Raw genomic sequence first — 20,832 nt, 5'->3', positions numbered from 1 at the left:
TTTTCCTATTTGATAATTGTTTTAATTTAACTTTGCTTTAAGTTTTTAATTGTATAATTTCGCCGTTGATAAAAATTATTATAAGGAGAAAAAATGTTAGTAACAAAAAAAGCACCTGATTTTACAGCTGCAGCGGTTTTAGGAAATAATCAAATAGTAGATGATTTTAATCTATACAAAAATATTGGTGAGAAGGGTGCGGTTGTATTTTTCTATCCGATGGACTTTACGTTTGTTTGCCCTAGTGAAATTATAGCATTTGATAAGAGATATCAAGAGTTTAAATCACGCGGTATAGAGGTTATTGCGGTTTCTACTGATAATCAGTTCTCGCACTTCGCATGGAAAGAAACTCCAGTAGAAAAAGGTGGCATTGGTAAGGTTCAGTTTCCTATAGTGGCTGACACAAATCACGCTATTTCACGTGGCTTTGATGTTCATATTGAAGAAGTAGGCGTTTCACTACGTGGTTCATTTTTGCTTGACAAAGATGGCACAGTTCGTCACGCTGTCATAAATGATTTACCACTTGGCAGAAACATCGATGAGATGATAAGAATGGTAGATACGATGCTATTTACAAATGAGCATGGCGAAGTTTGCCCGGCTGGTTGGAATAAGGGCGATAAAGGTATGAAAGCTAGCACAGAAGGTGTTGCTGAGTATCTTGGCTCAAACGCTGATAAACTATAATAAAACTACAATTTGTGACGAAGAGCATTACTTCGTCACTCTACAATAAACTACAAAAAAGCAAAATTTTACTATAATCTACGTTAAAAATCTTTAAGGATACGATATGCTAATCGTTGCTGATATTTTTGACAATGAAAAAGAGCTACTGTCTAGGTTGCAAGAGCAGTTTGTCGCTCGTGCTTATGAATTACGAGATATATACACTAGAACGCTATATAGTGATGAATTAGAACACTTCGCTATTACCCTATATCGTGCTATTTTTAGTGACAATGAAGACATTATAGCACTTGGCATAAAATATAAAAATTTTTGTATCAAAAATATAGAATTTAGAGCCGTTGTTAGTGGTTTATTTTTGTCGCTTATATTTTTGTATTCAAAAGATGGTAAAAATTTAAAAGCATTATGTCAAAGGCTTGAGTGTATCTCGCGATCTTTACAGGCACAAAATTTTGTATCAATTCCAACAAATAGCTCAAATGGTAATTTATTTGAACATTTTAGTGATTTATTTAAAAGATTATATACAACAAACAAAGATATACAAATGCTAAATTTGTATGATGGTGTGGTTATAAAAAATACAGCAAAAATAGTAAGTGTGGATGAAAGTGTAACATTAAATGTGCCAAAGCAGCAAATTTTAGCTATGAAAAATGAGGGCAATGCTTACATAATCAAAGACGAACAGATTCTTAAACATATAAAAGCGGATATAATTGATTTTGATATATACAACTCAACCGTAACTCTTGGAAATTTTAGCAGGATTGAGCATCTAAACGCAAGCGAGAGAGAGCATCAGCGAGTTCATCCAGATCGATTTACTAAAGTTTTACTTAGAAGTCTTAATGATGAGATAGAAGGCAGCATTTATGATATTTCAATAGGTGGAATTGGTGTGCTTAGTGATAAGATGCTTGGAGTAAATGTTGGTGACGAGGTTAGTGCGAGTTTGCAATTGTGCTTGGATGCAAACAGATGTGAGAATGTTGTTTTTTCATTAAAAGTTATAAATATTATTGTTCAAAATGGCTTTAAGAGATATTGTTTGCAAAATAGCAAAAACGATGCTCCGCAATGGTTAAAAACATATATAAACAAACGAGTCATGGATGTGATGAGCGAGTTAGAAAGCTTGGTGTAGATAGGAAATTTAGCATGAAAACGATAGCAGAAGATTTAAAACATTTTTATTTAGGGCTTGAAGATAATGAGCCGTATTTTTATAAAAATAAAGATTTAGTCACGCACGCTGGTATTATTGGTATGACAGGCAGTGGCAAAACTGGGCTTGGTATAAGTTTGCTTGAAGAGGCGTGTATTGATAATATACCAAGTATAATTATAGACCCAAAAGGAGACATGACAAATTTATGCTTGAGTTTTAGTGAGTTAAATCCTGATGAGTTTTTGCCATATGTAGATGAAAATGAAGCTAGTAATGCTGGTTTAAGCCGTGAGCAAATGGCAACTAGTCTTGCTAAAACTTGGCAAGAAGGGCTTAGTGATACTTATCAAGATCATTCTAGAGTAAAGCTTCTTAAAAACAGTGCAAACTATACTATTTATACACCAAAAAGTAGCGTTGGTGTTAGTGTAGCATTGCTTGGCGATTTTCACGTGCCAAATATTGACGATGAAGAAGCACTTGTGTCTTATATTGGTTCAATTAGTGCTTCGCTTTTATCGCTTTTAGGTATCGATGTTGATGAAAGCTCTAAAGAGTATATTTTGCTATCTAAAATTTTTCAGACAAAATTTGCAAAAAATGAAAATTTAAGCATAGAAGAGCTAATTACACTGATAGTAGAACCGCCATTTGACAAAATAGGTGTGTTTGATATAGAAAAATTTTACCCAGCCACTGATAGATTTAAATTAAGCATTAGATTAAATTCGCTATTGGCTAGTCCTGGCTTTAACTCATATATTCAAGGTGAGCGTTTAGATATTGCTAGAATGTTATACGACAAAGACGGCAAGGCAAAGTGCAATATTTTTACAATTTCGCATCTAAATGATAATGAAAGGATGTTTTTTGTAACGCTAATTTTAAACGAAGTTGTTGCATGGATGAGAACATGCGAGGGAACAAGTTCGCTTAGGGCGATTTTATACATGGATGAAATTTTTGGCTTTTTCCCACCAAATGGCAATCCTCCATCAAAGACGCCAATGCTTACTCTTTTAAAACAGGCTCGTGCATTTGGTGTAGGTTGTGTATTAAGTACTCAAAATCCAGTCGATCTTGATTATAAAGGATTGTCAAATATTGGAACTTGGTTTATAGGTAGACTGCAAACTTCACAGGATAAGGCTCGTGTTATAGATGGATTAAGCACAATGGACGGCATGGATAAAGCTAAGCTAGAAAGAGAAATTTCAAGCTTAAACAAGCGTCATTTTTTGGTTAAAAATATACATGATTCAAGACTTAGAATAATCAAAACACGCTTTGCATTGAGCTATCTTAAGGGTCCTTTGTCGCGTGAGCAAATATCAAATTTAATGAACGACAAAAAACAAAATCTAGCTTTGTTAAAAACCGACAAAAAACAAAATTTTAACCAGCGTCCTATACTTGCTGGTGATTTAGAGCAAATTTATGCTAGTGTGTCAGGTGAGCTAAGCGGCTATTTAATGGGCGAGGCAAAAGTGCGTTTTTATGATACTAAAAAAGGCATAGATGCTATTCGCAAGATAAACTATTTACTTGCGTTAGATGATGATGAATTAGATTGGAGAAAGGCGAGTGTTGGTATCAAGATTGCTAAACTTTCAAATGAAAATTTAAATGCAAACTATGCTGATTTGCCAAGCTTTATAAGATCGGCTAAAAATACATCTGAACTAAAAAAGAGCCTAAAAGAGTATATTTATAGAAACGAGAGGTTTGGTGTGTATTCATCTCTTGGCTTATATTCAAATGAAAATGAGAGCAAAGAGAGCTTTTTGTTAAGACTAAAAGAAAAATGTGATGAAATTGTGTCTAGCAAAATAGACGATTTGCAAATAAAATATGAACGTGAAAAATCAAAGCTTGATGATAGATTAATTAAAGCTACAGCAAAATTAGAAAAAGAACAAGCTGATATGAAGGCGAGTGGCATAAGTGCCGCCATAAATATCGGTATGAGTTTGCTTGGTGCCATAATGGGAGGCAAAGGCTTAACCCGAACAACCGCAAGTAAAGTTGCCACCTCGGCTAGATCTGTAAATAGAGTTTTAAAAGAGCGAAGCGATGTAAAGCTAAGTGAGCAAAGTGTTGATAATATACTAGCTCAAATTAAGCAGCTTCAAATAGATTTTGAGAGTGAAATTTTAAAGCTAAAAGAGCAGTATGATATAAGAAATTTAGCAGTAGATGAGATACAGATATTGCCTAAAAAAACAGATATCTACGATGAAAAGGTTGTTCTTGTTTGGAAGTAAGCATTCAAGCCTTTTTAAAGGCTTGAATTATTTGCTAAATCCTCCACCAAAGGCACGATATACCTGCGTTACTGAGTTATTTAAATTTAAATTTGCACCAATTGCATTTAGTTTAGCGTTTAAAAGATTGCGTTTAGCATCTAGCAGTTCTAGATGCGTGATATAACCTGCATCATATTGAGCGTTGATTAATTCAAAAATTTCTTGCTGAGAATTTAACAACTCTTTGGTTTGCTTTAAAATTTCAATAGCAGTTTTTCTATCATTTAGGGCTATTCTTACTTCGCTTAATGCGGTTTTTATAGTTTTTTCATAATTGATTGCATTTATGCTTTGAGATAGTTGTGCTAATTCTACATTGTTTGCACGTTTAGAATAGTCAAATACATTTTGCACCATAGAGCCACCAATGCTCCACATATTTGCGTTTTGCACAAAAAGACTATCTAGTGCATCAGAGCTAAAGCCAAACACTCCGGTTAATGATAGTGTTGGAAAGTATGCCGCTCTTGCCACGCCAACTAGTGCGTTTGAGCTAAGAAGTCTTTCGTATGCGCTGGCTACATCACTACGTTTAAGCAGTATGTCTGAGCTTATGTTGGCTTTTACTTCAGGCACATAAGGCAAAGTATCAGCAACATCTATTAGTGAGTATAAAATCTCATCATTTGTCTTGTTTGTAAGTATTGCTAGAGCGTTTGAAGCTTGGACTATGGATTTTTGTATTTTATTTAAATCTATTTGTGCTGACTGAACTAATGTTTGAGATTGCAAATACACTGATTTGGTTATCGACCCAGCCTCTAGCTGTTTTTTGCGATAATTCATTGTGTCTGTATAACTTTTTAGTGTGTCTATATACACAGCTTCTTGCATTTTTAAAGCAATTAGCGAAAAGTAGCTATCTATGACACTAACGACTATGCTTAGACGCGAAGTATTTAAGTCATACTCGTTGGCACGAAGTAATGCTTGATTTGATGCGATAGAATTTCTAACTCTTCCCCACAAGTCAATTTCGTAGCTTAACACTCCGCTAAGTGAAAAAGAGTCGTATTTTATATTGTCTTGTTTTGTGTTTGTTTCGCCACTTGTTCTAGAGCGAGTAGCGTCACCTTTTATGTCAAGTGATGGCAACAAATCAGCTTTTGATATCTCTAGAGATAGCCTTGCTTTTTCTAAATTTAAATAAGCGATTTTTAAATCAGAGTTTTTTTGCAGAGCTTCTTGAACCAAAGCATTTAAATGCTCATCATTATAATCATGCCACCATTTGTCTTGTATTTGAAAATTTTCATCATTTGCCTTAAAATTTGTATCTATATCGGGCACATCTGGGCGAAAAGAACACCCAGCAAAAAACAACATAAGTATTAAAATTCCTAAATTACGCATTTTTAATTCCTTTAAATTTTGCGTTTAATTTTTCTAGCAAGTAGTAAAATAACGGCACGAAAAATATCGAAATGGTAGTAGCTGCTATCATACCACCAATAAGTCCGGTAGCTAACGAGTGACGCGATGCTGCACCTGCACCGCTTGATATAACCATAGGGAAAATTCCCATAGAAAAGGCGATTGATGTCATTACTATCGGACGGAAGCGTAGCTTTGCTGCACTGATTGCTGCATCAAAAATTGCTTTGCCTTTTTCGCGTTCTTGCATAGCAAATTCGACAATCAAAATAGCATTTTTTGCCGATAGACCAATTAGCAACAATAGCCCAATTTGAAAATATATGTCGTTAGTTAGCCCTCTTGCCCAAGTTGCCACAAGCGAACCAAATACCGCAAACGGCACGGCAGTTATAACCGCTAGTGGGATTAGCCACCTTTCATACTGTGCTGCAAGGATTAAAAACACAAAAACCATGCCAAACATAAACGCCGTTTGACCTGTTCCAGTCGCATCCTTTTCTTGATATGCTGTGCCACTCCATGCGACTGAATATTCGCTTGTGCCTAATGTTTCATATACCACCTCTTCGATTGCATTTAGTGCATCACCTGAAGTGTATCCGTCTGCTGGTTCTCCCATTATTTTTGCAGCTGGAAATAGGTTAAATCTCTCAACTAAATCAGGACCCATGCTTCTAGTAAGCGTTACTACAGCATTTAGCGGCACCATTTCTCCGCTTTGACTTTTTACAAATATATTTCTTATATCTTCGGCTGAGTTTCTAAAGCTCTCTTTTGCTCTTACATATACGCGGTAGGTTTTGCCAAACATTGAAAAGTCGTTTAGATAATATCCGCCGATGGTAGATGCTATCGTGGCAAATATATCTGATTTATTTACTCCAAGCAAGTAAGCCTTATCTTCATCTACTGTAATATCATATTGCGGAAAGCTTGTATCTAGAGTGGTTCGCACACGCACTAACTCTGGTCTAGCATTTGCTGCAGCAACTACTTTTTGTGCATCTTGCTCTATCTCATTGTATGTTTTGCCACTTCTATTTTGTAAATACATGTCAAAACCACCTGTTATGGATAGTCCCATAATTGGCGGCAAATTCATAACAAAACTCAAACTCTCTCTACTAGGTGCCAACATGCCGTTTAATGGTCCAAGTAGTCCAAATATACTATTTGCAAGTCCTTCTCTCTCGCTCCAATCTTTTAGTGCTATAAATGCAACGGCTGAGTTTTCTCTAAGTGTCCCAGCTATCATATCATAACCTGCAAATGTAGTAACTTGCTTGATGTTTGGATTAGATAAAAACGCATCGCCTATCTTTTGAACCTCTGCCTTTGTTCTTGTAGCTGATGATGCTGATGGCAGAGATGTTACGGCTAGAGCGTAGCCCTTGTCTTCATATGGTACAAGTGAGCTAGGTAAAATTTTAAGCAATGCTATAACAAAATAGACAAAGATTGCGGCTACTATTAGACTTGGTATTACATGACGCAATACTTTTGCTACTCCAGCTGAAAAAATCGATGTGCTCCAATCAAAAAAGTCATTAAATTTTTTCACGATCCAAAAAGGCTCTTCATGTTTTTGTTTAAGCACTACGGCACACAATGCAGGTGTTAAAGTGAGCGCTACAAGCCCAGAAAGAGTAACTGAGACAACAAGCGTAAGTGCAAACTGTCTTTGAATAACTCCTACAAATCCCTCCATAAATGCAACTGGCACAAACACAGCAGATAGCACAAGCACGATAGATATAACCGGTCCAGTCACTTCTTGCATTGCTTGTATTGTTGCATCTTTTACGCTTATTTGTTTATTTTCATGCATGATACGTTCAACGTTTTCTATGACAATAATCGCATCATCAACAACTATACCAATTGCAAGAACAAGTGCAAAAAGTGTGATTAAATTTATAGAAAAACCCATTGCGTAAAAACCAGCAAACGTGCCTATGATAGACACCGGTACTGCAAGCATTGGTATGATAGTGGCACGGAAAGATTTTAAAAACATATATATAACAATCATAACAAGTATCATCGCTTCTATAAAAGTTTTTATAACTTCTTTTATAGACACCTGAACAAAGGTTGTTGTATCGTATGATACTATGTGATGAAGACCCTCAGGATATGTTTTAGATACATCTTCTAGCTTGGTTTTTATAAGTCGCATAGTTTCAATAGCATTTGCTCCATTTTGTAAAAATATTAGCATTGGTGCCATTTCTTCATTGTTTAAATAACCAGTCATCGAATAGTTTTGTGAGCCTATCTCTATATCAGCCACATCTTGTAATCGCAAAATATTTCCATCATTGTCTGCACGTAAAATTATGTTGCTAAATTGCTTAACAGAACTAAATCTACCATCAGCTTTTATTGAATACACATAAGGCACGTCATTTGTTATAGGGGCCTCGCCAATTTTGCCAGCAGCGTATTGGCTATTTTGGACTTTTATAGAATTTAGCACTTCTGTTGTGCTTAAATTATATTTTGATAACAAATCTGGCTTTAACCAAATACGCATAGCGTAGTCTCGGTTTCCTATTACTATCGCATCTCCTACGCCTTTGACACGCTTTATTTCATCTAAGATATTTAGACTAACATAATTATTTAACTCTGTGCCACTGACTCGTGGATTTTTGAATGCAACAACGCCAAGTATAGAGCTGCTTCTTTCTCGAACAGTTACGCCTATTTGTTGCACTTCAGATGGCAGACGTGATAGTGCTGCTTGGACGCGGTTATTAACGTCGATTGTAGCTTGTTTGGGGTCAGTTCCGACCTTAAAATATACGCTAAGTCCCATTGAACCATTTGAGCTTGATGTTGATTGCATATAAATCATGTTTTCAACACCATTAACCTGATCTTCAATTATAGATGCAACAGTATTTGCAATAACTTCAGCATTGGCTCCTGTATAATTTGCAGATACTGTAATTTGCGGAGGCGTTAAATCAGGATACTCTTCAACTGGCAAACCACGCATAGCCATTATGCCAGAAATAACAATTATAATAGATAAAACACTGGCAAATATAGGGCGGTTAATAAAAAATTTTGAAAACATTATTCTTGCTCCTTAATCTCCGCACTAACACTTGCACCAATTGCAATCTTGCTAAAATTGTCCGTTATTACAATATCGCCGTCATTCAATCCTTCTGAGATGATTGCTTTGCTTGAGGTTTGATAGACTATTTTTACTGATTTTTTTACTACTTTGCCATCGGCTACTACAAGCACATATGGTGAGATTACGTCTTGTTTAATTACTATTTGTGGAAGCAAAAAGCTATCTTTTTGCACAAATCCATCCATTACAATTTTAGCAAATGTTCCAGGAAGCAGTCTGTGATCGTCATTTTTAAACTCAGCCTTTGCAAGAACACTACCAGTTTTGTTATCTACAATATTGTCAATGAATGAAATTTTGCCTTTAAATTCCTGTCCTTCTAGCAACAATCTTGCATCAGAGTTTAATTGTATCCATTTGTTTTGTTGTAGATTATTTATCCTATCTAAATTTGCCGAATCGGCTATATAAAATCTAGCTTCGACTGGATTTATTTTGCTTAATCTTACTAATTGTGATGTGCCAACATTTACATATGAGCCAACATCTATTAAATTTTCACCGACAACTCCGTCAAAAGGTGCCTTTACTTGAGTATAGCTATAATCTAGTTTTGCTTGTTTTTCACTCGCTTTTGCACTTGCTAGTGCTGCACTTGCACTTTCAAATGCGGCTAGTGCGGCATCGTATTCACGCTGGCTGATGGCTTTTTGAGATGTTAGTTTTTTTACTCTATCCATTTCGCTTTTTGCATTTTTTAGTGTTGCCTGAGCGTTTGCTGTAGCTGCTACTGCCACATCAAGAGTTGCTTTAAATCTATCTTGTTCTATGACAAACAATACATCTCCGGCTGAAATTTTATCGCCTGGTTTAAAATTTTGTGCTACTAGTGTGCCAGATACTTTTGGCGTTATATAAACATCTTGCTGACTTTCTAGACGAGTAGGGTATTCAAAGCTCATTTTGTTGTCGGACTTTATTGCTTTTATGGCAGTTACTGGCACTGCTGGCATTGTAGGCGGCGTTTTGTTGGTTTGCTCGTTTGTTTCATTGTTAAAGCAACCTGTAAATAATAGCATAATTGCCAAAGTCATACTAGCTTGAAATTTGCCAAACATCTTGTTTTCTCCTAAATTTATTGAATTAATTACTTAACTTAATTAAAATGAATATAAGAATAAAGCAACTCACTATTATAATCCTTTAAATTTAATAAAGTATAAATTTTTGACATAAATAATGAGAAGTTAGTGAGATTTGTAGAATAAAATTTTGCACTACAATACGCTTTAGTTTATAGTTTTGTAGCACAAAATATAGACTATTTTAAAATCCCATGCAAGAAAAGCTCAACCACATTTTCTATTATGGCTTCTTTTTTCTTTTTATTTATATTTTTTAGGTGATTTTCTCCAAGTAGCAACGAATGCGTATAAAACGGATCCCTTATAAGAGCTAAGAATTTACATGCCAAAAATTCACTTTTACTATACTTGTCTATGCCATCAAAAGCGTTTAGTTCTTTAATCGACTTTTGCGTAACTTGAGTTTGAAAATATTCAGCAAGTACATTAGTTGTCCTTGCGATAATACAGTCAAAAAATAGCTTACCGATATTTTTATTTTTGTAGTTTTCACTAATAATAATGCGAGAAAACATAATGGTATCAATTTTGTAAAAAATATCAAAATACGTGATACCAAATTTATATAAAAAATCTTGAATATTTTCGTTTTTGTTTAAGACAATATTTTTATCTAGCTCTTTTTGGAAAATTTCAAATTTTTGCTCTAAAATAGCGGCAAAAAGCCCCTCTTTGTTATGAAAAAATTTATAAATACTTGCCAATGAGCCCCCACTTTTATTGACAATATCATTTAAGCTTGTCCTTTCATAACCATATTTTAAAAACAACTCAAGCCCAGTTTGCAAAAAGCAATCATAACGCTTCTGACCTTTTTGTGAGATACCCATCACTTCCCCCTTATTGATGAATGAGTCAAAATTACCAAACAATTGCTATTTTATCATAATTTTTTAGGATAGATGAAAATCGTATCTCTTTTTACATTTATTTTTTCTTTTTCATCTGTTGCAAAAGCATTTACCTTTATATTAATTGGCGTATCTTTTGTATCGTTTAAATTTAAAGAGTGCGATTTTAGCGTGACTACAACACGTTGCTTTGCTCCAGGTTTAATAACAATAGGCGTTGTAGGGCTAACTATACTTATGTTGCTATCTAAAACTTCAAAATAGTAGCTATGCTCCTTTTTATCGGTGTTTTGAAACAAAAACACATAGTAATTTTCAACTTCGTTACTTTTTGTTACACTATACAGTTGTGTTGTGCGATTTATGTTAAGTAGCATATGCTCTTTTTTTCCACTCATTAAAAATAATGCACTAATTGCAATAAAAAGCACTATACAATACGCTATAGTTCTAAACCTAGCATATTTTACTTTTGTGTTTGTTATAAGAGCCTTATTGCTAGTCCAGCTTATGAGTGGTGGTTGGTTAAATTTAGCCATAACTTGTGTGCATGCATCAACGCAATCTAGACAATTTATACAATCAAGCTGCATTCCTTTTCGTATGTCAATATGAGTTGGGCAGATTTTTACACAAGCTTCGCAATTTGTGCATAGTGCATCGCTGGATGGTTTGTGTCGTGGGAGTTTTTCATTTGCATTATATATCTTACCTCCGCGTTTTTCATCATATATTACCTGTATAGTATCGGTATCAAACATGGTTGATTGTATCCTAGCATAAGGGCAGATGTATACACAAAATTTTTCTTTTAAATAGACTATATCAAATACAAGCCAAGTTGTTATAAATGTTAAAATTCCAATCAAAAGCTTATGTTCTGCTGGGTTTTTGATGTAGTTAAAAAAATCTTCAGGTGGGATAAAATACCACATGAAATTACTAGCTATTAAAGCAGATATAGCTGTCCATATGATAATTGAGACTAACTTTAAAAACACATTTTCGCCACTTGTTTGTTTGTTTTTTGTGCTTTTATAAATGCCCAAAATTTTAGTGCAAAGTAGATCACGATAAACTACGCGAAATAGCGTTTGCGGACAGGCCCAGCCGCACCATATGCGACCACCTAAAGTTGTAATAAAAAATATAAATAAAAACAGTATTATAAACACAAATGGCATCAAGTAAAGCTCTTGCATGTCAAATCTAGTAAAAAATAGATGCAACTCAAGCTTATCAAAACTTAATAAAAATAAATGAGTGTCGTTAATACGTAAAAACGGAAGTGTGATTGCTATACAGGTAATTATAAAAAATGAAATATATCGTCTTGCCACAAACATAAAATTTTCCTTAATCTGTGATATAAATGTAAAACTCTCAGTTAAGTGATTATATAGATACTAAACTTAAAATTCTAATAAAAATTTGAAAATTTGAAAATTTTAGTGTATAATCCAAAGTTTAATCTTAAACTGAAAGGTGGTGAGGAGCGTGCCAGGTATTAAGGTACATCCTAACGAGTCTTTTGACGAGGCTTACAGGAAATTTAAAAAACAAGTTGATCGTAACCTTGTAGTAACAGAAGTAAGAGCAAGACGTTTTTTCGAACCTATGACTGAGATCCGCAAAAAGCAAAAGATCGCAGCTAGAAAGAAAATGCTTAAGCGTCTTTATATGCTTCGCCGTTACGAGTCAAAACTCTAACCAATTTAGATCAGTCCGCTTTGTGGCTGGTCTAGCTTTTTTAGGGGATTTATGAGAAAGCTACAAGTCAGTGAGGCAGCTCAAGAACTGGGCATATCAAAAGAGGCTGTTTATAATAGAATACGTCGTGGTTCGTTAAAAAGCAGTGAAGAAGACGGCGTAAAATACGTGCTATTTGATGATGAAGCAAAAAGTGATGAGAAAAAAACAAAATCTACAAAAACACAAAAAAATACTACAAATAGTGATAAATTTATCGAATTTTTACTAAATGAATTAAGCGAATTAAAATCACAAAATCAAAATTTACAAAGCGATAAAGAAAAGCTATACAAAGAAAAAGAGCAGATGCTAGTAAATAGCAAAGCTGAGATAATGGCTGTGTATAAAGACAAAGATGAAAAGCTCATGCAGTTTTTAAATATATTGCAAAAGCCAAGCCTAACTCATGATGTTGATGTATCAAACACAGAGCCTGTAATAGACGCTGAATTAGATGATGAAGTAAGTGCTAAATTTGGTAAATTTATAGGATTAAATGAGTATTTAAAAGAGCTAAATTTAGATAAAAAAACATATAAAAAAGCACAAAAAAAGATAATAAAACGCATAAATAAATCAAAATTTGTAAAATTTAAAGATGGCGTAATAATGGTAAAAAGAGACAAAAGTTTATATGAGATAATAGGAGAGATATGAAGCATATTAAAAAAATTGCAACTTATGCAGCGATTGGTGGATTTGGTGCGATAGTTATGGCAGGCTTGTCAGGGTGTGGCAACAATAATGAGTTTGAAAGTGCAAATGAGCAAAACCAAGCAACTGGTGCGTTTGTGATAATCGAAGAGACATCGGCTGGAAAATATAAGGTAGTTGAAGAGTATCCAGCAAGTCAAACCAGAGTTGTCTTAAAGCAGCTTGATGGCACCGAGAGAGTTTTAAGCAAAGAGGAGATGGATGCATTAATCGCCGCTGAAAATGCCAAGATAGATGATGGCACATCAAATTTAACAAAACCAGCCGATGCGCAGCTAAGCAGTGGTGGTTTGGGACTTGGCGAGATATTGCTTAGCTCAATGGCGGGTGCCATTATAGGTAGCTGGATAGGAAATAAGCTATTTAATAACCAAAATTTCCAATCTCAACGCCAAGCAGCATACAAAAATCCAAGTGCATACACCAGAAGTGTAAATAGTTTTAACAACGCAAGAAGCACAGCAAATGCACCAAAAAGTAGTGGCAAGAGCGGATTTTTTGGCTCAAATACTCAAAATAAAGCTTCAAGTTCAAGCACACAATCGTCGGGCGGTTGATTATGAGATTAACTAAAGTAAATGCGTTAGATAAAAATTTCTTAGAGCAAATTGGCTTTTCATGGCACACAGATACTGACGATACGAGCTATGTTGCTGATGAGTTAGTTTGCGTTAGTCAAGATGAAGCAGAGATGTATTATCAAGCTGCAAATGAGCTTTATGATATGTTTGTAGCGGCGGCTCAGCATATAATAGATAACAATTTATTTCACGAAGTTGGGATACCATTTAACCTTGTTGAGCTTGTTAAGCAAAGTTGGGAAAATGACGTGCATTGGCATCTTTATGGTCGCTTTGATTTGGCTGGTGGGCTTGATGGTAAGCCAATTAAGCTAATTGAATTTAACGCCGATACGCCAACAGCAGTATTTGAAACAGCTATCATTCAATGGGCTATGCTTAAATATAATAAAATGGATGAAAGTAGTCAATTTAATGACTTATATTTAGGTTTGGTTGAAAATTTTAAGCGTCTTGTTACGCTTGAAGAGGATACGAGTAAATTTGACGAGCTTTATGATGGCTGGAGGATTTTATTTAGCACGGTTGCTGGATCAAGCGAAGATGACAACACAACAAAACTACTTGCTACAGCGGCAAAAGAGGCTGGTTTTGAAGCTGAGTTTGCTTATGTTGATGAGGTTAGTTTTGATGATAATGAGGGAATTTTTTATAACGGACAAAACTATGAGTTTTGGTTTAAGCTTATTGCATGGGAGCAAATAGCAGTGCAAGAGGGCGAACTAGCTTTGATATTAAAAAATATAGTAAACAACCAAAAAGCTATTATTTTAAACCCAGCTTATACGTTGCTTTTTCAAAGCAAGGCGATACTTAAAATTTTATGGGATTTATATCCAAATCATCCGCTTTTGCTTCGTGCCGATACTAAGCCACTTGATGGCGTAAAATGTGTGAAAAAGCCGATTTTTGGTAGAGAGGGTGCGAATGTGTCTATTGTAGAGGCAAACGGCACTGTAAGCGAGAAAAATGACGGTGTTTATGATGAAAATAGTGCTGTTTATCAGGAATTTTATGAGTTTAATCAAGATGATAATGGCGAAAAATATCAAGCTGGTGTGTTTTTTGCTTTTGAGGGGTGTGCGTTAGGATATCGTAAAGGTGGCACTATATTAAATAATATGTCAAAATTTGTAGGTCATTATATTAAGTAGTTTTTAGTTGATTAAAAACCCAAAATAAGGAGTAATCATGAAAGTGGTCTGTTTAGATGCCAAAACTCTTGGCGATGTTGATTTAAGCGTATTTAATCAGTTTGGTGAGTTTGTTTGCTATCAGACAACAAAGCCTGACGAGACAATAGCTAGGCTAAAGGATGCCGATGTTGTCATCACAAATAAAGTGCTAATAACTAAAGATGTAATTGATGCGTGTGCATTAAAACTAATTTGCATAACTGCAACTGGCACAAATAATGTCGATATGGCATACGCCAAAGAAAAATCCATACCTGTAAAAAACGTCGCTGGATACTCAACAAATAGCGTTACACAGCAAACTTTTGCTTCGATTTTGGCTGTGCTAAATGAGGTGAAATTCTATGATGATTATGTCCAAAGTGGCGGTTGGGCTAAGAGCGATATTTTTGTTAATCTTGATAGAAGCATATATGAAATTTCAGGTAAAAAATTTGGCATAATTGGGCTTGGCGAGATAGGGCGAAATGTTGCAAATGTAGCCGTTGCATTTGGTGCTAGTGTTTGTTATTATTCGCCAAGCGGCAACACTCAGGATGTGCCTTATGCTAGAGTCGAGCTAGAGCAGATGCTAAAAGAGTGCGATATCATAAGTATTCATGCACCACTTAATGATAAAACAAAGGGGCTTATTGGTAGTGGCGAGTTTGCTAAGATGAAAAATGGTGCTATACTTGCAAATTTTGGTCGTGGTGGTATAGTTGATGAAAAGGCATTAGCTGATGCGATAGATTCTAAAAATATCAAAGCTTGTATTGATGTGCTTGTGTCTGAGCCTATGAACGCTGATAATCCACTTCTAAATATCAAAAATAAATCAAATTTGATAATTACTCCGCATATTGCATGGGGTAGTTATGAGGCGCGTGTAAGGCTGATAGAAAAAGTGGTTATAAATATAAAGGATTTTATAGATGGCAAGTGAGCATAGTTTTGATGTTAGTTGTGCGGTTGATCTCATGGAGGTTAAAAACGCACTAGAAACATCTAAAAAAGAACTTAGTGCAAGATATGATTTTAAAGGCATTGTTGCCGAGATTAATCTAAATGAAAAAGAAAAAACAATCACGCTTTTAAGCACAAGTGATAGCAAAGTAGATGCCCTAAAGGATATCGTAATATCAAAGTTAATTAAGCGTAATATTCCGCCAGTTGCTGTTAGTGAAACTAAGCGTGAAAATGCAAGTGGTGCAAATATTAAGGCAACGCTTAAGCTAAACGATACGCTTGATAGCGACAACTGCAAAAAGATAACCAAGACCATAAAGGACGCAAAACTTAAAGTAAATGCAACGATTAGAGGCGAAGAGGTCAGGGTTGTTGGCAAGAGCATAGACGACTTGCAAGAGTGCATAAGGATAATAAAGGCTTTAAATTTAGAGCTTCCACTAAGTTTTAAAAATCTCAAATAATTAAATAGAGCTGAAATTTTAGGAATGCTTAAAATTTTGGCTCTTATTTAAAATTTAAAAATTCTAAAATAATTTAAATTTTTAAGTTAAAATACAAAAAATTAGCCTTATAAGTAAAATGTTAGTAAATTTTTGTTAAACTAAAAAGTTGATTTTTGATAAAGGAAGTTTGAAGAATGGGCTTAAAAAATGTAGTTGAAAAATTGGCATTATCTTATGCACATAGATCTATTGATAAATCCCTTTACAATGAGTTTAACATTAAAATTTTACAAAATCCAGACACATATATAAAAAAGCCAAAACCAGGCAAAAGCTATATGCTTTACGCACATGTGCCATTTTGTCATACATTTTGCCCTTATTGCTCATTTCATAAATATCACTATGAGCAAGAAGTAGCAAAATTGTATTTTGAAAATTTACGCACAGAATTAAGGCAGATGAAAGAGCATGGTTTTGAGTTTGGTTCTATGTATGTTGGTGGCGGAACGACGCTCATTAATGAAGCCGAGCTTGAAAAAACGTTGATTTTGGCAAAAGAGCTGTTTGGTATTACTGAAATTTCAGCCGAAACTGATCCAAACCATATCCAACCAGAAAGCTTAAGGCGTTTTGATGGATTAATAAATAGGCTTAGTGTAGGGGTTCAAAGCTTTGATGATGAGATACTTAAAAAAGTAGGCAGATATGAGAAATTTGGTAGCTCGGCAGATGTGCAAAAAAAGCTAAAAAATGCAATGGGTGTCTTTCCTATGCTTAGTCTTGATTTGATTTTTAATTTACCAAATCAGACACAAGCACAACTACTAAATGATATAAAGATTGCAAAGTCAATAGCACCTGAGCAAATTACGCTTTATCCACTTATGAAATCAAATATGACGCGTGATGCCATAGCAAAAACACTTGGCGTATCAAATGTAGATAATGAGCGAAAATTTTATGAGATAATATGTGAAAATTTTAGCGATTATTATCAAAGTAACGCATGGGCTTTTGCTAAGCAAAAATCAGATCTAAAAGATGAATATGTCGGCTCAAACAGCGAATATGTCGGTATCGGAAGTGGTGCATTTAGCTTTTTAGATGGAGAGCTTGTGATAAATGCGTTTAATTTGCTTGATTACGCACGCAAGATTAAATCAGGCAAGAGTGCGGTGATAGCAAAGTGTAGCTTTACTCGCAAAGAGATGTTAAGATATAAGCTTTTAATCAAGCTATTTGACGGCTGTATCGATGTGAGTGCTTATAACTCACAAAATAAAGCAAATATTCATAAAGATCTAGCTTTTGAAATGAGTATGCTAAAGCTTGTCGGTGCGATAAAAGAGAGTGACGGATTAATCAAGCCAACTGATTTTGGTAGATACATATGCCTAACTTTAATGCGTGATTTTTATGCTGGTATGGATAGAGTTAGGGCTATTTTTAAAGATGACGCTAAGATAAAAAGCTCAAAGATGTTACGCATAATGAGCGATGAGCATGACACAATAAAGGCAGAGGCAATACTATCAAATACTGCTAGTTGATTTAGGCATGGCGACGCTTGTATTTTTTATGTTTTCTAAAGTGCAGATGTCGCCATAAATTTTTGCTAACATCTCATCATTTATCACGCTTTTTACATCGCCATACGCTAAAATTTCGCCATTTTTAAATGCCACAACCTTATCACAAAACCAAAGCACGTGATTGATATCGTGAGTGCAAAAAAATATGCATTTACCAGTTTTTGTTAATTGTTTTAAAATTTTGCAAAGTAAAATTTGATTTTTAAAGTCTAAAGCAGATGTTGGCTCATCAAGCAAGATTATTGGAGTATCTTGTGCTAAAGATCGTGCCAAAAATACAAGCTGTTTTTGACCGCCACTTAGTTTAGTAATGCTTGTATTTTTTAAGTGAGAAATTCCAACAAATTCTAAAGCATAATCTATCATTTTTTTGTCTGTTTTGCCTAACCCAAAAATACTTTTTTTATGCACATATCGCCCCATTGCTACCAAATCATACACGCTAAAACCAAAATCTACATGATGGTTTTGTGCCACATATGATATTTGTTTTGCCATCCATGATGATGTTTTGTTTGCTATATTTTCATTATTTATGTATATATTGCCCCCACTAGGATTTAAAATATGCATCACGCAATTAAAAAATGTGCTTTTGCCACTTGCGTTTGCACCCAAAAGACCATATAAATTTCCGCCCTTAAGTTCTAGATTTATATTTCTTAGTTTAAAATTTTCATATTCGTAATTTAGGTTTTGGACAATAAGACTCACTTTAAAAGCTCCTTTGTCTTGGATCTAAGAAGTGCGAACAAAAATGGAGCACCTACGAGTGATGTTATTATGCCAACTGGTATCTCTGATAAAACTAAGCACCGTGCAATTGTGTCACAAACAAGCAGATAAATGGCTCCAAAAAGTCCAGCAAAAACAAGCAACCATCTATTATCTGGACCAATTATGAGCCTGGCAACATGTGGCATGATAAGCCCAATCCATGCGATTATGCCGACATTTGCAACGCAAACAGCACTGATTAAAGTAGCAATTGTTATGAAAATTATTGTGTTTAGCTCAGGATTTATGCCAAGTATTTTGGCTTCATTTTCGCCAAGGCAGAGCAAATTTAGCCTGTGTGACATCATTAAAAGTATTATAAATGCACAAAAAACAATAGATGAAATTTGTGCTAAACTACCCCAGCTAGAGTGATACAAGCCGCCCATCATCCAAAATGTAATCTCTCTAAGCTCAGCATCTTCACTCATGTATTTTATAATTCCAACACCAGATGAGAACATCGCACCTACAATTATGCCAGATAGCACAAGTGCAACACTTGGTAAATTTTTGCCATTTTTTGCCAAAATATATGATAAAAATACAGCCAAAAGCGAAAAAATAAATGCTGCAAATGTCACGCCAAAAATCAATCCAGAAAAGACAATTGCGATAGCCGCCCCAAATGCCGCCCCAGAACTAGCCCCTAAGATAAATGGTTCAACTAGCGGATTTTTAAAACAGCCTTGATATACCGCTCCAGCCACAGACAGTCCAAATCCAACAAAAGCCGCCGTTAAGATTCGCACAAGCCTAACGTCAAACACAATCACCATGTCCATTTTGCTAACGTCAAAATTTGCACCCAAAATTTTAACGGCTAAAACTTCAAGGCATCTTGATAGTGCGATTTCATACTCTCCAAGCATGAAAGCAAGGCTCATGCAGACCATTAGGGCTACTATTAAAATTCCTAAAAGCAAAAATTTTTTAAAAATCAAGCTCTATCGTCCATCCTAAAATTTGTTCATTTAACAAAGCTTTTGCAGTTTCATCATCTACGTTATAAACGTGTTTGTAAAAATTTAACGCATACTCATGCACTTTTATATCGTTAAAAATTTCAGGATATGCGGCTTTGGCAATAATTAGCATATCAAGTGGATACTCTAGCCTTTTAGCACAATTCATAGGCGTCCAAGGCATGGCATAAACTCGTCTATTTTTAACGGCGTTTAGTTCAGATAATCCCATAAAATCAACCGAATGCAAAAGCTCATCTACTGGATGATAGCCGTGAAATGTAGGAAGCATGATGACGTCCGGATTTGTTGCATAAATTTGCTCTAAATTTAGCACTACTCCACTACCTTCGCCCCTAAAAGCATTGTTTGCATTTACGATGTTTTGCAGTATGAACGACTCAGGCGTATTTACTCCCCAGCTACTTGCAACCCCACCACTTTTTCTTGCACTTGCATTTAGCCCTAGATACAAAACATTTGCTTTATCTTTTATGTTTTGTGTTCGTTGTTTTATTAGTGTTTGTGTTTGGTTTAGATACTCAAATAGATCTAGTGCTTTTTGTTTTTGGTTAAAAATTTCCCCTAAAACCCTAAGTTCTTCTTTCATGCTTGATATATCAGCACCTCTTGGAGCATGTAAAACAATTAGTGGAATTTGCAAAGCTTGTATTGTTTGTATAGTCTTTTGAGTCGCTTCTTTGTTTGAACCACGCAAAGTGCAGTCTCCTACACGAAGTATAACAAGCTCTGGATTTGCCTTAGCTAGAGTTTCATAATTTATTATATTTCCTTGAGCTGAGTTTATGCACGGTAGCTCATCTAGCCATGGATGTAGATACTTCATCACATTCCAGCCTCTAAGTGTATATTTTTCGCCTGAAATTTTTTCATACTCATACTTGTAGTCACGTTTCATTGACCATGAGCCAATAACCTTAACTTTATCAATTACACCAAGATGTGTCATTACGCTCTCAACAAATCCATCGTCAATTGTTGCTATATTGCTTAAATTTTGTTTGATTTTAACATCAACTCCACGCATATCTTTTACGATAATTTCATTACCAAAACAAAACAAAATAAACATAAAAAAAGCTAGCAAAACTCTCATTTTATCTCCTTAAAATTTTGAGAATTCTAGCCTAAATATTATAAAAATCAAATAAATATTACTAAATTATTTTTAAATTATTATTTAATATAGCATAGAAT

General features: G+C 34.8%; 18 protein-coding genes. 10 read left to right on the top strand and 8 right to left on the bottom strand.

Annotated features, from left to right (window positions below):
* The first annotated feature begins 93 nt into the window (after positions 1 to 93).
* The 3 genes from LQU93_RS05030 (at position 94) to LQU93_RS05020 (ending at position 4,134) form a co-directional block, all read left to right on the top strand.
* On the top strand, positions 94 to 693 hold the full coding sequence (locus LQU93_RS05030; RefSeq protein ID WP_229932789.1) for a peroxiredoxin: 600 nt from the start codon (positions 94 to 96) through the stop codon (positions 691 to 693).
* Positions 694 to 799: 106 nt separating this feature from the next.
* Positions 800 to 1,846, top strand: coding sequence for a PilZ domain-containing protein (locus tag LQU93_RS05025; protein WP_229932788.1), 1,047 nt, complete (start codon positions 800 to 802; stop codon positions 1,844 to 1,846).
* 14 nt (positions 1,847 to 1,860) lie between these two features.
* A complete protein-coding gene (locus LQU93_RS05020) occupies positions 1,861 to 4,134 on the top strand; it encodes an ATP-binding protein (protein ID WP_229932834.1) in 2,274 nt (757 codons plus the stop codon).
* A 27-nt stretch (positions 4,135 to 4,161) separates the two neighbouring features.
* Here LQU93_RS05020 and LQU93_RS05015 read toward each other — a convergent pair whose 3' ends face one another.
* The 5 genes from LQU93_RS05015 to ccoG form a co-directional block, all read right to left on the bottom strand.
* Entirely contained in the window at positions 4,162 to 5,529 is a 1,368-nt protein-coding gene (locus tag LQU93_RS05015; RefSeq protein WP_229932787.1) for an efflux transporter outer membrane subunit, read from the bottom strand.
* Positions 5,522 to 8,638, bottom strand: coding sequence for an efflux RND transporter permease subunit (locus tag LQU93_RS05010; protein ID WP_229932786.1), 3,117 nt, complete (start codon positions 8,636 to 8,638; stop codon positions 5,522 to 5,524). The genes LQU93_RS05015 and LQU93_RS05010 overlap by 8 nt, the downstream gene beginning before the upstream one ends.
* A complete protein-coding gene (locus LQU93_RS05005; RefSeq protein WP_229932785.1) occupies positions 8,638 to 9,762 on the bottom strand; it encodes an efflux RND transporter periplasmic adaptor subunit in 1,125 nt (374 codons plus the stop codon). Before LQU93_RS05005 ends, LQU93_RS05010 begins: the two co-directional genes overlap by 1 nt.
* Before the next feature lie 203 nt (positions 9,763 to 9,965).
* The gene (locus tag LQU93_RS05000) at positions 9,966 to 10,619 is read right to left on the bottom strand and encodes a TetR/AcrR family transcriptional regulator (protein WP_229932784.1); all 654 of its coding nucleotides are present in this window, start codon (positions 10,617 to 10,619) and stop codon (positions 9,966 to 9,968) included.
* A gap of 53 nt (positions 10,620 to 10,672) precedes the next feature.
* Positions 10,673 to 11,986 carry a cytochrome c oxidase accessory protein CcoG gene (ccoG, locus tag LQU93_RS04995; RefSeq protein ID WP_229932783.1) on the bottom strand — a complete coding sequence of 438 codons (1,314 nt, stop codon included), beginning with the start codon at positions 11,984 to 11,986 and terminating at the stop codon, positions 10,673 to 10,675.
* A 151-nt stretch (positions 11,987 to 12,137) separates the two neighbouring features.
* On the opposite strand from ccoG, the gene rpsU reads away from it, so the two are divergent.
* From rpsU to LQU93_RS04960, 7 genes are all read left to right on the top strand, one after another.
* Positions 12,138 to 12,350 carry a 30S ribosomal protein S21 gene (gene rpsU, locus LQU93_RS04990; RefSeq protein WP_069633181.1) on the top strand — a complete coding sequence of 71 codons (213 nt, stop codon included), beginning with the start codon at positions 12,138 to 12,140 and terminating at the stop codon, positions 12,348 to 12,350.
* 51 nt (positions 12,351 to 12,401) lie between these two features.
* Positions 12,402 to 13,049: a DNA-binding protein gene (locus LQU93_RS04985; protein WP_229932782.1), complete on the top strand. Its 648-nt coding sequence runs from the start codon at positions 12,402 to 12,404 to the stop codon at positions 13,047 to 13,049.
* The gene (locus LQU93_RS04980; protein ID WP_229932781.1) at positions 13,046 to 13,663 is read left to right on the top strand and encodes a UPF0323 family lipoprotein; all 618 of its coding nucleotides are present in this window, start codon (positions 13,046 to 13,048) and stop codon (positions 13,661 to 13,663) included. Before LQU93_RS04985 ends, LQU93_RS04980 begins: the two co-directional genes overlap by 4 nt.
* A gap of 2 nt (positions 13,664 to 13,665) precedes the next feature.
* On the top strand, positions 13,666 to 14,841 hold the full coding sequence (locus tag LQU93_RS04975; protein ID WP_418884062.1) for a glutathionylspermidine synthase family protein: 1,176 nt from the start codon (positions 13,666 to 13,668) through the stop codon (positions 14,839 to 14,841).
* 37 nt (positions 14,842 to 14,878) lie between these two features.
* On the top strand, positions 14,879 to 15,808 hold the full coding sequence (locus tag LQU93_RS04970) for a D-2-hydroxyacid dehydrogenase (protein WP_229932780.1): 930 nt from the start codon (positions 14,879 to 14,881) through the stop codon (positions 15,806 to 15,808).
* Positions 15,798 to 16,295 carry a YajQ family cyclic di-GMP-binding protein gene (locus LQU93_RS04965; RefSeq protein WP_229932779.1) on the top strand — a complete coding sequence of 166 codons (498 nt, stop codon included), beginning with the start codon at positions 15,798 to 15,800 and terminating at the stop codon, positions 16,293 to 16,295. The genes LQU93_RS04970 and LQU93_RS04965 overlap by 11 nt, the downstream gene beginning before the upstream one ends.
* A gap of 176 nt (positions 16,296 to 16,471) precedes the next feature.
* A complete protein-coding gene (locus tag LQU93_RS04960; RefSeq protein ID WP_229932778.1) occupies positions 16,472 to 17,830 on the top strand; it encodes a coproporphyrinogen III oxidase family protein in 1,359 nt (452 codons plus the stop codon).
* Here LQU93_RS04960 and LQU93_RS04955 read toward each other — a convergent pair.
* From LQU93_RS04955 to LQU93_RS04945, 3 genes are read right to left on the bottom strand one after another with little or no spacing between them, the layout of a single operon-like run.
* Complete coding sequence (locus tag LQU93_RS04955; RefSeq protein WP_229932777.1) at positions 17,813 to 18,586, bottom strand: ABC transporter ATP-binding protein; 774 nt, start codon at positions 18,584 to 18,586, stop codon at positions 17,813 to 17,815. The genes LQU93_RS04960 and LQU93_RS04955 overlap by 18 nt on opposite strands.
* Positions 18,583 to 19,593 (bottom strand): FecCD family ABC transporter permease, encoded by a 1,011-nt coding sequence (locus tag LQU93_RS04950; RefSeq protein ID WP_229932776.1) that lies wholly within the window; start codon positions 19,591 to 19,593, stop codon positions 18,583 to 18,585. The genes LQU93_RS04955 and LQU93_RS04950 overlap by 4 nt, the downstream gene beginning before the upstream one ends.
* The gene (locus LQU93_RS04945) at positions 19,583 to 20,731 is read right to left on the bottom strand and encodes an ABC transporter substrate-binding protein (RefSeq protein ID WP_229932775.1); all 1,149 of its coding nucleotides are present in this window, start codon (positions 20,729 to 20,731) and stop codon (positions 19,583 to 19,585) included. The genes LQU93_RS04950 and LQU93_RS04945 overlap by 11 nt, the downstream gene beginning before the upstream one ends.
* Positions 20,732 to 20,832 lie beyond the last annotated feature (101 nt).

The sequence above is a fragment of the Campylobacter majalis genome (assembly GCF_905120465.1).
Taxonomy (GTDB): Bacteria; Campylobacterota; Campylobacteria; order Campylobacterales; family Campylobacteraceae; genus Campylobacter_A; species Campylobacter_A majalis.
This window is presented reverse-complemented; position numbering and strand designations above follow the sequence as displayed.